Genomic DNA, 13,207 nt, shown 5'->3' on the forward strand with positions numbered 1-13,207 from the left:
ACCGACGACGCCCGCCAAGCCAAGCCGGCGGCCGCCGCGCGCGCGCAGGCGGCAGCGACCGGGTCGCCGGAGGCGCTGTCGCTGCAACCTTCGATGTCGTCTGCCGCGCCCGCCGCCGCATCGGCGCAGCCCCGATCCTCCGCTGGCGTCTTGGCGGCCGCAGTGGAAGTGGCCGTGGAGGCCGATGCACAATTGCCTCCGCGGCGCTGGCTGCAACGGATCCGCGAGCGCCGCGACGGCGGCGAACTGGACGTCGCCCGCGCCAGCCTGCTGCGCTTCCAGCGCACCCACCCGCACCGCACGGTGCCTGCAGACCTGCGCCCGCTGCTGCAGGACTGAGCCGCGCGCTGCCGGCGCCTGCGCCGCAGGCCGGCAGCGCACCTCGTCTACAATGCCGCCGATGCCCGACACGCTCCCGCACCCCGTCAGCCACAGCGTGGAGATCAAGCACAGCCGCTTCATTGCCCACGCCGCGCCGATCGCCGACGCCGGCGCAGCGCTGGCATTCGTGCAGCAGGTGATGGTCGCCGACGCCACCCACAATTGCTGGGCCTACCGCCACGGCGACGAATACCGTTCCAGCGACGACGGCGAGCCCGCCGGCACCGCCGGCCGGCCGATCCTGGCCGCGATCGACGGCCAGGGCTTCGACCGCGTGGTGGTGGTGGTCACGCGCTGGTACGGCGGCATCAAGCTCGGCGCCGGTGGCCTGGTCCGCGCCTATGGCGGCAGCGCGGCCGAATGCCTGCGCCTGGCGCCGCGGCAACCGTTGCTGGCCTTGAGCCTGCTGACCCTGCACTGCGGCTTCGACGACCTGGGCGCGGTGCATGCCGCGCTGAGCGCCTGCGCCGCGGAAAAACTCGATGAACGCTTCGACGCCGGCGGCGCCGAACTGCGCCTGCGCCTGCCCCGCGATCGCGTCGACGCCTTGAAAACCCGCCTGCGCGACGCCACTCGCAATCGGGTCCGCTGTTCGGAACCCGCCCCCGCATGAACACCCCGTCGGCCGACCAGGCCAAGTCGCTGCGCAGACTCGGCAGCCTGCGCACCCTGTGGCCGTTCGTGCGTCGCCGGCGCGGCCTGCTGATCGCCTGGCTGGTGGCGCTGGCGATCTCCTCCAGCGCCACGCTGAGCCTGCCGGTCGCGGTCCGGCAGATGATCGATCATGGCTTCGAGGACGTCGGCCTCATCAACGAGTCGTTCGCCCTGTTGTTCGCGGTCTCGGTGGTGCTGGCCGTGGCCACCGCCACTCGCTTCTACTTCGTGTCGCTGCTCGGCGAAAAGGTGGTCGCCGACCTGCGCGAACGCCTGTACACGCATCTGATCGGGCTGCATGCCGGTTTCCACGACCGCAACCGCAGCGGCGAACTGGTCTCGCGCCTGTCGGCCGACAGCGAACTGCTGCGCGGGGTCATCGGCAGCACCATGTCGGTGGCGCTGCGCAGCACGGTCACCGCGGTCGGCAGCGTGGTGATGCTGTGCGTGACCAGCCCGCACCTGGCCGCCTACACCCTGCTCGGCATTCCGGTGGCGGTGCTGCCGATCGTGCTCGGTGCGCGGCGCCTGCAGAAGATCTCGCGCGCCAGCCAGGACCGCGTCGCCGACGCCAACACCCTGGCCGCCGAGACCCTGGGCGCTGTGCGCACGGTGCAGGCGTACGCGCGCGAAGGCTACGAACGCGGCCGCTTCGGCGAGGCGCTGACGCAGACCGTGGCGGTGGCGCGGCGCCGGGTCCGCGCGCAGGCGCTGATCACCGCCGCGGCCATCGTGTTGATCTTCGGCGCTATCGTGCTGGTGCTGTGGTTGGGCGCGCACGAGGTCGCCGCCCACGAACTCAGTGCGGGCGCGCTCGGCCAGTTTTTGCTGTACGCGATGTTCGGTGGCGGCTCGGTGGCTTCGCTGGCCGAGGTCTGGAACGACCTGCAGCGCGCGGCCGGCGGCATGGGCCGCATCGCCGAACTGTTCCAGGAACGCCCCGAGATCGTCGCGCCGGCGCAGCCACGCGCGCTGCCGCAGCCGCTTCGCGGCGAGGTGCGCTTCGACAACGTCAGCTTCCGCTACCCGCAGCGCCCCGATCACCCGGCGCTGGACGGCTTCGATCTGCACGTGCGGCCCGGCGAGAGCGTGGCCCTGGTCGGCCCCTCCGGCGCCGGCAAGAGCACGGTGCTGGCGCTGCTGATGCGCTTCCACGACCCGCAATCGGGCAGCGTGCAGGTGGACGGCCTGGACCTGCGCACGCTGGACCCGTCGCAACTGCGCGCGGCGATCGGCTTGGTGCCGCAGCACCCCACCCTGTTCGCCGCCAGCGCCGCCGACAACATCCGCTACGGCCGGCTCGAGGCCAGCGAGGCCGAGGTCGAGGCCGCCGCGCGCGCGGCCGAAGCCGACGCGTTCCTGCGGCAATTGCCGGAGGGCTATGCCAGCGAACTGGGCGAACGTGGCGCGCGCCTGTCCGGCGGCCAGCAGCAGCGCATCGCCATCGCCCGCGCCCTGCTCAAGGACGCGCCGATCCTGTTGCTGGACGAGGCCACCAGCGCCCTGGACGCGCAGAGCGAACACGCCGTGCAGCAGGCGCTGGAGCGGCTGATGGCCGGGCGCACCACCCTGGTGATCGCGCACCGCCTGGCCACCGTGCTGAAGGCCGACCGCATCGTGGTGATGGACCACGGCCGCATCGTCGCCCAGGGCACCCATGCGGAGCTGCTGGCGCAGGACGGGCTGTACGCCGAACTCGCTCGCCTGCAGTTCATCGACTGAGCACGCCGCGCTAACGACGGCGGGACTACGGTCGGACCGCGTCTGCGCTGCGGCCGCGCGCCCGCGGCCGCCGCTCCGGCGTCCCGCATTCGATGCAGCGTTCGACAGGAGGCTTCCGATGTCCTTTCGCCAATTGCCCGCCCTCGGTCCCGACGGCGAGGCCTATCTGATCACCGAGTTCCAGGACGATGCGCCGCGCCAGCAGCAGGCGCAGCACGACCCGCACGCCGACAGCGGACTGCGCTACGAACTGGCCGACGGCCGTAAGCTGATCCGCCGCGGCCAGCAGTTCGTCACCACCGGCGGCGAGTTGACCCTGACCGCGGTCTAGCGTCGTCACCACGCTGTGCCGCCATGCCCCGTCATCGCCACTGGCGTTCGGGGTGCTGGCGGCAAGCTGGTGAATTTTTCGCCACACGGCTTGACAGGCTTGTCCCGCAAGGCGCGCCGCGGGTTATCCACATGTTTGCGCAGTGGCCATCCACATGCGCTGTGGATGAATCTGGAGGTGGGCGTCGTGCGTCCATATGTTCTGGAGCGCAGCTGAAGCCGCGACGAGCGAAGCGGTGCGCGTTCCGATCGCGCACCGCGTCGGAACTGAAGTCCCCCACAGTGCCCCAGCCCACTCGCCGCAAGTTCCTGCAGGAGCGGCTTCAGCCGCGACGGCGTTCGATGCAATTCACCCCGCCAGCACCCGCCCGATCCCACTGGCATCGATCTCCGCCGCCGCGCCACGCACCGCCCCCGCATCGCTGGCCGGATCGAAGCCGAGCCGGAAATGCAATTCGCCCGCCTGCGTGCGCGAGGAATGGATCGAAGCGAGATTCACCCCATGGCGCTCGAACACGTGCAACAGCGCGCGCAGCGAGCCGGCGCGGTCTTCCGGCAAGTACACGCTGAGCGTGGCCTGCTCGGTCAGATCGGCGAGCAAGTACCCCACCCGTTCATAGCTGTAGTTGCCCTGCGCGATCGCCGCCTCGCCCAGCGCCTGCCGGTTGGCATCGAGAAACTCGGCACGAAACTGCGCGCGTGCGGCATCGTCGCCGCGACCGACCTGGTCGCGCAGCCGCGACAGCTGCGCGATCAGCCCGTCCAGCACATCGCCCACATGCGGATTGCCAAACTGGATGTCTTCGTAGATGGCCGGATTCAGGGCCAGGATGCGCGCGATGATCGCGGTATCCAGTTCGAACGAGGCCGAGCGGTACGGCAGCAGCGCCTGCAACGGCCCCAGCGCCGGCGCATGCTCGCGCAGCACGCCGGCCTGGGCCAGATGCGTGGCGTGGACCATCGCCTGCACCAGCGCCATCACCCGGTCGTGGTGTTCGGGCGTGGTGCGCACGCACTCGCCTTCCAGCGCCGCGTACAGCTGCTGCAGCCAGGCCTGCCACTGCGCCACCCGCGCCTCGCAGACCACCAGCACGCGGCCCTTGAGCGTGGGCGACTTCGGCGGCGCGGTCATCGGATGCAGGCCGGCCACTTCCGCCTGCGAGGCCAGCATCGCCGCCACCGGCGCGGCCTTGACCGAGGTGACGTCCAGCCAGAGCTGGTCGCGCTCGCGGCCGCCGGCGCGCTGCACGTACTCGCCGATCAACGCCGGCGTGTGCCGGATCGGCGCGGAGAAGATCAGCACCTGCGCCTGTTGCAGCAGCGCCTCCGGCGCCAGCGACTGCGGGTCGGCCGGATCGTGGCCGATCACCTGCAACTGCATGCGCTCGCGGAAGAAGCGGCTCAGCCAGCGGCCATAGGCGCCGGCACTGCCGACGATGCCGACGACCGGGTGCAGGCTCACGCCAGGCGCTCGGCGACGAAGCGCAGCGGCGTGGCCAACGCAGCCGGCGCCGCCGCCAGCACGTCCAGTTCTTCCACGTCCGCGGCCAGGGTCGCCTCCAGCGCCGCGTGCACACCGGCGATGGCGCGGCCGATCGCCGCCTCGAAGCTGTCGCCGCGCAACAGGAACGCCACCAGCAGCGCCATCAACACATCACCTGTGCCGGCGACATCCACCGGCAGCAATGGCGAGCACCAGCGGTAGACCGCTTCGCGGCTCACCGCCAGCGTGACCAATTGCCCGGCATCGCCGCCGACGCTGTGCGCAAGCACCCATTCCGGACCGCGCCCCAGCAACACGCGCGCCGCGGCGATCGCCTCGTCCTGCGCCAGTGCCGGCATGCCGGTCAGGCGGCCGAGCTCGAACGCATTCGGCGTCACCAGCCATGCGCGCGGCAACAGGCGCTCGGCGAAGATCGCTTCCAGGCCCGGTTCCACGTAGGGACCGGTGTGCGTATCGCCGATCACCGGGTCCAGGCAGTAGCGCAGCGTCGGGCACTGCGGCAGGGTGGCGTCGAGCCAGTCGGCGAAGGCGGCACCATTGCCGACGCTGCCGAAGTAGCCGGACACCAGCATGCGCGCGCGTTGCGGCAGGCCGCGTTCGCTGGCGCCGAGCAGCAGATCGGCGAACCAGTCCGACGGCAGCACCTTGCCGCGCAAGGTCGCATAGAACGGCGCATTGCTCAGCAAGGTGGTCGGGATCTCGGCCACGCGCAGGCCCAGCGCGCGCAACGGCGGCACCGCCGCGCTATTGCCAGCGTGGCCGTAGACCAGTTGCGACTGCACGGAAATGACGTCGACCGGCACCGGCCCGTCGGGGCGCTGGCGGCGGCCATGGATGAGATGACTTGCAGCGGAGCTGTCGGCGGAAGCGTTCATCGCCGTAGTGTAGCGCCGGCGCAAGAGCGCCAAGAGGCGCGTGCATGCGCCGTGTTGCGGGGGCTTTCAGCAACAACGGCCTCAGCTGCGACGCTCCGACGAGAAAGCGTCGCGGCTGAAGCCGCTCCTGCAACAGGGGCATGGTGCGGGGAGACGCCCACGCACAGCCAGCATCGAAACTCCCAATTCTCCGCTGCGCTCAGCGCGCGAAACATTCCAATGTGGGAGGGGCTTCAGCCCCGACGCGTTGGCGGTAAAGCGTCGGGGCTGAAGCCCCTCCCACAAAAGCACTGCGGGAAACAACACCGGGACCATCACGAATCCCGGCTCTCAACAGCCGCAGGCTGGTCATCACCAATCCCGAATCCCGGCTTCCAACAGCCGCAGGCTGGTCATCCCTAATCCCGAATCCCTAATCCCGGCTCACCTCACGACGTCATCCGGTCCCAGAACCCCTTCACCCCGTCGATGAAGGTCGCCGACTTCGGCGAATGCTTGCGCGCGTCCTCGCCGGTGAAGGTGGATTCGAACTGTTCCAGCAGCTTGCGCTGGTCGGCGGTGAGATTGATCGGCGTCTCCACCACCACCCGGCAGTACAGATCGCCTTCGCTGCGGCTGCGCACCGAGCGCACGCCCTTGCCGCGCAAGCGGAACAACTTGCCGGTCTGGGTCTCGGCCGGAATGCGGATCTCCGCCTCGCCGCCGAGGGTGGCCACGCGCACGGTGTCGCCCAGCGCCGCCTGCGAGATGCGGATCGGCACCTCGCAGTGCAGGTCGTCGCCGTCGCGCTGGAAGATCGGGTGCTCGCGCACGCGCACTTCCACGTACAGATCGCCCGGCGGAGTGCCGGCCGGACCGGCCTCGCCCTCGCCCGACAGGCGGATGCGGTCGCCGTTGTCGACGCCGGCGGGGATCTTCACCGACAGCACCTTGGTCTCTTCCACGCGCCCGGCGCCATGGCACACGCCGCACGGATTCTGCACGATCTGGCCGCGGCCGGCGCACTGCGGGCAGGTCTGCTGCATGGCGAAGATGCCACGCTGGATGCGCACCTGGCCGCGCCCGTGGCAGGTGCCGCAGGTCTCGACCTTGCCGTCCTCCGAGCCGCTGCCGTGGCAGTGCTCGCATTCGCTCAGGGTCGGAATCTCGATGCGGCGCTCGATGCCGGCCACCGCTTCTTCCAGGTCCAGTTCCAGCACGTAGCCGATGTCGGCGCCGCGCCGCGGCGCACGCCCGCCACCGCCGGCGCCACCGAAGATGTTGCCGAAGATGTCGCCGAAGATATCGCCCATGTCCGGGCCGCCCGGGCCCCCGCCCATCCCGCCCATGCCGTGCTCGAATGCGGCGTGGCCGTGCGCGTCGTACATGCGCCGGCGATTGCCGTCGGACAGCACCTCATAGGCTTCCTTGCATTCCTTGAACGCGGCCTCGGCGGCTTGGTCGCCGGGATTGCGGTCCGGGTGGTACTTCATCGCGCAACGGCGATAGGCCTTCTTCAGCTCGTCGTCACTGGCGGTGCGGGCCACACCCAGCACTTCGTAATAGTCGCGTTTGCTCATGGGGCGGGGATTCGAGATTCGGGAGTCGGGATTCGTTCAATGCAAAAGCGGAGAGCCTCGGCTCTTCCGCTTTTGCAAACTTGATGGACAGGGATGGGAGTGGGAACCAACAGACCAAGGCCTTCGCGAATCCCCAATCCCGAATCCCCAATCCCGGCTTACTTCTTGTCGTCCTTGACCTCGGTGAACTCGGCATCGACCACGTCGTCGGCGTGGGCCGAGGACGCATGCGCGCCGCCGGCGTTGCCGCCCGACTGCTGCTCGCCCGCCGCCGCGGCCGCGTACAGCGACTGACCGGCCTCTTCCAGCGCCTTGGTCTTGGCCTCGATCTGACCCTTGTCGTCGCCCTTCATCGCGGTTTCCAGGTCCGCCAGCGCCGACTCGACCTTGCCGATCACGTCGCCGCCGACCTTGCTGCCGTGCTCGGTGATCGCGCTGCGGGTGGCGTGGATCAGGCCGTCGGCCTGGTTGCGCGCCTGCACCAGCTCGTGGAACTTCTTGTCTTCCTCGCGGTTGGCTTCCGCGTCGGCGACCATCCGCTGGATCTCGTCGTCCGACAGACCGGAGCCGGCCTTGATCTCGACCTTCTGTTCCTTGTTGGTCTTCTTGTCCTTGGCCGACACGTGCAGGATGCCGTTGGCGTCGATGTCGAAGGACACCTCCACCTGCGGCAGGCCGCGCGGCGCCGGCTCGATGCCGGACAGGTCGAACTTGGCCAGCGACTTGTTGTAGCGGGCCTGCTCACGCTCGCCCTGCAGCACGTGCACGGTCACCGCCGACTGGTTGTCCTCGGCGGTGGAGAACACCTGCGAGGCCTTGGTCGGGATGGTGGTGTTCTTCTCGATGATCTTGGTGAACACGCCGCCCAGGGTCTCGATGCCCAGGCTCAGCGGGGTCACGTCGAGCAGCAGCACGTCCTTGACGTCGCCGGCCAGCACGCCGCCCTGGATCGCCGCGCCCAGCGCCACGGCCTCGTCGGGGTTGACGTCCTTGCGCGGCTCCTTGCCGAAGAACTCGGCCACCGCCTGCTGCACCTTCGGCATGCGGGTCTGGCCACCGACCAGGATCACCTCGGTGATGTCGCTGGCGCGCAGGCCGGCGTCGTTCAGCGCGGTGCGGCACGGATCGATGGTGCGCTTGACCAGGTCCTCCACCAGCGCCTCGAGCTTGGCCCGGGTCAGCTTGATGTTGAGGTGCTTCGGGCCCGACGCGTCGGCGGTGACGTACGGCAGGTTGACTTCGGTCTGCTGCGAGGACGACAACTCGATCTTGGCGCGCTCGGCGGCGTCCTTCAGGCGCTGCAGCGCCAGCGGATCCTTGCGCAGGTCGATGCCCTGGTCCTTGTTGAACTCTTCCACCAGGTAGTCGATGACGCGCTTGTCGAAGTCTTCGCCGCCCAGGAAGGTGTCGCCGTTGGTGGCCAGCACTTCGAACTGCTTCTCGCCGTCGACGTTGGCGATCTCGATGATCGACACGTCGAAGGTGCCGCCGCCCAGGTCGTACACCGCGATCTTGCGGTCGCCGCCCTGGCCCTTGTCCAGGCCGTAGGCCAGCGCGGCCGCGGTCGGCTCGTTGATGATGCGCTTGACGTCCAGGCCGGCGATGCGGCCGGCGTCCTTGGTCGCCTGGCGCTGGCTGTCGTTGAAGTACGCCGGCACGGTGATGACCGCCTCGGTGACGGTCTCGCCCAGGAACGCCTCGGCGGTCTTCTTCATCTTCTCCAGCACCTGCGCGGAGATTTCCTGCGAGGCCAGCTTGCGCCCGTCGGCGGTGGCCACCCAGGCGTCGCCGTTGTCGTGCTGGACGATGCTGTACGGCACCAGGCCGATGTCCTTCTGGACTTCGGCGTCGGTGAACTTGCGGCCGATCAGGCGCTTGACCGCGTAGAAGGTGTTCTTGGGGTTGGTGACGGCCTGGCGCTTGGCCGAGGCGCCCACCAGCACTTCGCCGTCCTTGGTGTAGGCGACGATCGAAGGCGTGGTGCGGTCACCCTCGGAGTTCTCGATGACGCGGGCCTTGCCGCCGTCCATGATCGCCACGCACGAATTGGTCGTGCCCAGGTCGATGCCGATGATCTTGCCCATTGCAATGACTCCTGAAAGGTCGTGTAGCCGGCCAGTGCCGGGATCTGGTTCGGATATAGGGATGGCTGCAGGTCATTCAAGCCATCGCCGCAAATTAGCGTTCCACCGCCGCCGCGCCGGGTTCAGGCGCGGGCGGCCGGCGCGCTCAGTCGTGCTTGGCCACCACCACCAGAGCGGGCCGCAGCAGGCGGTCGTTGAGCAGGTAGCCCTTCTGGAACACCTGGATCACGTGACCCGGGGCCACGCCCTCGGCCTCGGCCTGGCTGATCGCCTGGTGATGCTCGGGGTTGAACGGCTCGCCGGTCGGGTCGAGCAGGGTCAGGCCGTTGTCGGCGGCGACCTTGAGCAACTGCTTGTAGGTCAGCTCCAGGCCGTCGCGCAGCGGGCTCGGCTCGCTGCCGGCAGCGCTCAGCCCCGCGTCCAGACTGTCGAACACCGGTAGCAGGTCGCCGAGCAGGCGCTCGTTGGCGAACTTGCGCGCCTGCTCCACGTCGCGGGCGATGCGCTTGCGCTGGTTCTCCAGGTCGGCGCGCTCGCGCAGGGCGTCGGCCTTGACCAGGGCCAGTTCGCTGCGCAGCGTCTCGATCTCCGCCTGCAGCGGATCGGTCGAGGGCTGCTGCGCCTCGGTCAGGTGTTCGGAATCGAATTCGGGGTGCTCTTGCGTCATGTCCGGGTCCCTGGCGGGGTACGTCCCGCCTTACCGGACCACCTATGTGGGCGGTGCGGGCGGATTCAAGAGAGGCCGGGATGATCAGCCATTCGGCTGCTGAAAAGCGGGGATTCGGGATTGGGGATTGGGGATTCGCCCGGGCGCGGCTGGATGGCCTGCTGGCGGATGAGGCGGCGGCGCTTCGACCAGCGCTGCGTGCGTTCAGCGGTCGCCCGGCGGAGATGGGTCCAGGCGGGCGCCGAGGACGTCGGCGGCGGTCTGGACCAGGGGGATGACCCGGTCGTAGTCCATGCGCTTGGGGCCGATCACGCCCAGCACGCCCAGCACCTGGCCGCCGGCCATGTACGGGGCGGTCACCAGCGACACGCTCTCCAGCGGCACCATGCCGGTTTCCTCGCCGATGAAGATGCGCACGCCAGGCGCGCGGATGGTGCGTTCGAGCAGTTGCAGGAGTTCGCGCTTGCTGGCGAAGACCTCGAACAGTTCGCGCAGCCGCTCCAGGTCCGACAGGTCCTGCACGCCCATCAGCTTGGTCTGCCCGGCCAGCACCATGTCGTCGCCGGCCGGGGCGAGCGCCTGCTCGGCCAGCTCGACGCTGTGCGCCAGCAACTGCTCCATCTCGTCGCGCGCGTGGCGCAGGTCGCGCAGCAGGCTGGCACGGATGTCGGCCAGGGCGCGCCCGGCGAAATGCCGGTTCAGATAGTTGGCCACCCGCTCCAGTTCGGCCGGCTCGTAGGCCTTGCGCGGTTCGATGACCCGGTTCTGCACCTCGTTGTCGGCGAACACCAGGATCGCCAGCACCCGCCGCGCGTCCAGCGGCACGAAATCGATGTGCCGGAACGCGAACTGCTCGCGCTTGGGCGCGCTGACCACGCCGACGAAGTGGGTCATCGCCGACAGCAGCTCCGAAGCGCTGCCCAGCAATGCCTGGGTGCCGGCGGCATTGGCCATCTCCGCGCGCAGCCGTGCCACCTCGCCTTCGGCCGGCGGGCGCATCTGCACCAGGCTGTCGACGAACACCCGGTAGCCGGTGGCGGTGGGCACGCGCCCGGCCGAGGTATGCGGCGAGCTGAGCAGCCCGGCGTCCTCCAGGTCGGCCAGGATGTTGCGGATCGTCGCCGGGCTCACGTCCAGCCCGGCGTGGCGGGCCAGGGTCTGCGAACCGACCGGCTCGCCGTCGCGGATGTAGCGCGAGATCAGCGTGCGCAGCAGCTGCCGGGCACGCGGATCGAGGCTGGAATGGACCGGGGAAGCGCGCATGGAATCAACCCGTGAGACTGGTCCTTAGATAATGTCTGCACGCCGGCTTGGCAAGTCATTGGCCCACCTACCCGCGCATGCTAGCGTTGCGCGGCTCCGGATGCAGACCCCATGCTCAGACATCTCTCGATCAAGGATTTCGCCGTCGTACGCGGCACCGAACTGGAATTCGGCCCCGGCATGACCGTGGTGTCCGGCGAAACCGGCGCCGGCAAGTCGCTGATGGTGGACGCGCTCGGCTTCCTGTCCGGGCTGCGCGCCGACAGCGGCGTGGTCCGCCACGGCGCCGACCGCGCCGAACTGTCGGCCGAGTTCGTGCCCCCCGCCCAGGCCCGCGCCTGGCTGCGCGAGAACGAACTCGACGACGAAGACCACTGCCAGCTGCGGCGGGTGATCCGCGCCGACGGCGGCTCGCGCGCCTGGATCAACGGCCGCCCGGTGACCCTGTCGCAACTGGCGGAGCTGGCCGGCCACCTGGTCGAGATCCACGGCCAGCACGAACACCAGGCCTTGCTCTCGCGCGGCAGCCAGCTCGGCCTGCTCGACGCCTACGCCCGCAACGACGCCGAGCGGGCCGCGGTGCGCGCCGCCGCCGCCCGCTGGCAGGGCCTGCTCAGCGAGCGCGAGACCCTGCTGGCGCAGGGCGACGTCAGCGACCGCATCGGCTTCCTGCAGCACCAGCTGGCCGAACTGCAGCGCGAGGACCTGGACCCGGCGGCGATCGCCGCCCTGGACGCCAACCACCGCCGCCAGGCCCACGCCGCCGCGCTGATCGGCGCCTGCGAGGGCGCGGCGCAGCGGCTCAACGGCGACGAGGCGCCGGCGGTGCTGGACCTGCTGCAGCAGACCCGCCACGAGCTCGGCAAGGTCGGCGAGTACGACCCGCGCCTGGCCGAGGTGCAGGCGCTGATCGACAGCGCCGGCATCCAGCTGGAGGAAGCGCTGGCGCTGATCGACCGGGTCCGCGACGACCTGGATGCCGACCCGGCGCAGTTCGACGAGATGGAACGCAAGCTCGGCCGCCTGCACGACCTGGCGCGCAAGCACCGGATCGGCGTGGACGCGCTGGCCGACCACCGCGACGCCCTGCTCGCCGAAGTGGAGAGCCTGCGCGGCGCCGGCGAGCGGCTGGACGTGCTCGACGCCGAGATCGCCCAGGCCACCCAGGCCTGGCGCGACGCCGCGGCCGCCCTGACCGCCACCCGCGACCGCGGCGCGCAGGCGCTCTCGCACGACACCACCGCCCTGATCGGCGAACTGGGCATGGGCGGCGGGCGCTTCCTGATCCAGCTCGAGCCGCACGACACCGAACGGCCGGACCCGGCCGGCGCCGAGCGGGTCGAGTTCCTGGTCGCCGCCAACGCCGGGCAGCCGCCGCGCGCCCTGCGCAAGGTCGCCTCCGGCGGCGAACTGTCGCGCATCTCGCTGGCGATCGAGGTCGCCGCGCTGGGCCTGGACGCGGTGCCGACCATGGTCTTCGACGAAGTGGACTCGGGCATCGGCGGCGCCGTCGCCGACATCGTCGGCAAGAAGCTGCGCGCGCTCGGCGAGCAGCGCCAGGTGCTGTGCGTGACCCACCTGCCGCAGGTCGCCGCCCAGGGCCACGCCCACTACCGGGTCAGCAAGGCACCGGTCGAAGGCATGACCCAGAGCTCGGTGGAGTTGCTGGCCCCGCGCCAGCGCGAGGAAGAACTGGCACGGATGCTGGGCGGGGTCGAAGTCAGCAAGGAAGCCCGCGCGGCCGCCAAGCGACTGCTGCTCAGCGCGGGCTGAGCGGCAGGCGATCGGGCAGCGCTGCCAGCGCCTGGCAGTGCAGGCCTGCCCAGGCGCAACAGGTCACTGAAAGCATCAAAAGCCCCTCTCCCACCGGGAGAGGGGTTGGGGTGAAGGGTCCGGCGCGGAGCGACCCGCTGACGTGATCCACGCGGCGACACCCGCACCTCATCCGCCCCTGCGGGGCACCTTCTCCCGACGGGAGAAGGGAGAAGCCCTAGCCCCTCTCCCACAGGGAGAGGGGTTGGGGTGAGGGTACGGCGCGGAGCGACCCGCTGACGTGATCCACGAGGCAGCACCCGCACCCTCATCCGCGCCCCTGCGGGGTACCTTCTCCAGGCAGGAGAAGGGAGACGCCTTAGCCCCTCTCCCACCGGGAGAGGGGTTGGGGTGAG

Annotated in this window: 10 protein-coding genes and 1 pseudogene; 5 read left to right on the plus strand and 6 right to left on the minus strand. The window is 70.1% G+C overall.

From position 1 onward, the window contains the following. The 4 genes and pseudogenes from D183_RS24265 to D183_RS0107965 all read left to right on the plus strand — a co-directional run. Positions 1 to 339: pseudogene (locus D183_RS24265) on the plus strand (hypothetical protein); the annotation flags it as partial. Between the two features lie 61 nt (positions 340 to 400). Further along, complete coding sequence (locus D183_RS0107955; RefSeq protein ID WP_017908536.1) at positions 401 to 994, plus strand: IMPACT family protein; 594 nt, start codon at positions 401 to 403, stop codon at positions 992 to 994. Beyond that, positions 991 to 2,757, plus strand: a complete 1,767-nt coding sequence (locus D183_RS0107960; protein ID WP_017908537.1) for an ABC transporter transmembrane domain-containing protein — start codon at positions 991 to 993, stop codon at positions 2,755 to 2,757. The genes D183_RS0107955 and D183_RS0107960 overlap by 4 nt, the downstream gene beginning before the upstream one ends. A gap of 118 nt (positions 2,758 to 2,875) precedes the next feature. Further along, positions 2,876 to 3,088, plus strand: coding sequence for a hypothetical protein (locus tag D183_RS0107965; RefSeq protein WP_010344257.1), 213 nt, complete (start codon positions 2,876 to 2,878; stop codon positions 3,086 to 3,088). A gap of 348 nt (positions 3,089 to 3,436) precedes the next feature. Here the strand turns inward: D183_RS0107965 and D183_RS0107970 are convergent, their stop codons facing one another. From D183_RS0107970 to hrcA, 6 genes are all read right to left on the minus strand, one after another. Then, positions 3,437 to 4,549, minus strand: coding sequence for a prephenate dehydrogenase (locus tag D183_RS0107970; RefSeq protein WP_017908538.1), 1,113 nt, complete (start codon positions 4,547 to 4,549; stop codon positions 3,437 to 3,439). After that, a complete protein-coding gene (pdxY, locus tag D183_RS0107975) occupies positions 4,546 to 5,466 on the minus strand; it encodes a pyridoxal kinase (RefSeq protein ID WP_026144296.1) in 921 nt (306 codons plus the stop codon). Before pdxY ends, D183_RS0107970 begins: the two co-directional genes overlap by 4 nt. 428 nt (positions 5,467 to 5,894) lie before the next feature. Next, a complete protein-coding gene (gene dnaJ / locus D183_RS0107980; RefSeq protein WP_017908540.1) occupies positions 5,895 to 7,025 on the minus strand; it encodes a molecular chaperone DnaJ in 1,131 nt (376 codons plus the stop codon). Positions 7,026 to 7,183: 158 nt separating this feature from the next. Continuing rightward, complete coding sequence (gene dnaK, locus D183_RS0107985; RefSeq protein ID WP_017908541.1) at positions 7,184 to 9,109, minus strand: molecular chaperone DnaK; 1,926 nt, start codon at positions 9,107 to 9,109, stop codon at positions 7,184 to 7,186. 145 nt (positions 9,110 to 9,254) lie between these two features. After that, the gene (gene grpE / locus D183_RS0107990) at positions 9,255 to 9,776 is read right to left on the minus strand and encodes a nucleotide exchange factor GrpE (protein WP_010344263.1); all 522 of its coding nucleotides are present in this window, start codon (positions 9,774 to 9,776) and stop codon (positions 9,255 to 9,257) included. Positions 9,777 to 9,980: 204 nt separating this feature from the next. Then, positions 9,981 to 11,039 (minus strand): heat-inducible transcriptional repressor HrcA, encoded by a 1,059-nt coding sequence (hrcA, locus tag D183_RS0107995; RefSeq protein ID WP_017908542.1) that lies wholly within the window; start codon positions 11,037 to 11,039, stop codon positions 9,981 to 9,983. A gap of 111 nt (positions 11,040 to 11,150) precedes the next feature. Here hrcA and recN point away from each other — a divergent pair, with 111 nt between their 5' ends. Next, positions 11,151 to 12,812, plus strand: coding sequence for a DNA repair protein RecN (gene recN, locus D183_RS0108000; RefSeq protein WP_017908543.1), 1,662 nt, complete (start codon positions 11,151 to 11,153; stop codon positions 12,810 to 12,812). Positions 12,813 to 13,207: the final 395 nt, after the last annotated feature.

Origin of the sequence: Xanthomonas sp. SHU 199 (genome assembly GCF_000364665.1) — a bacterium.
In the GTDB taxonomy this organism is placed as follows: Bacteria; Pseudomonadota; Gammaproteobacteria; order Xanthomonadales; family Xanthomonadaceae; genus Xanthomonas_A; species Xanthomonas_A sontii.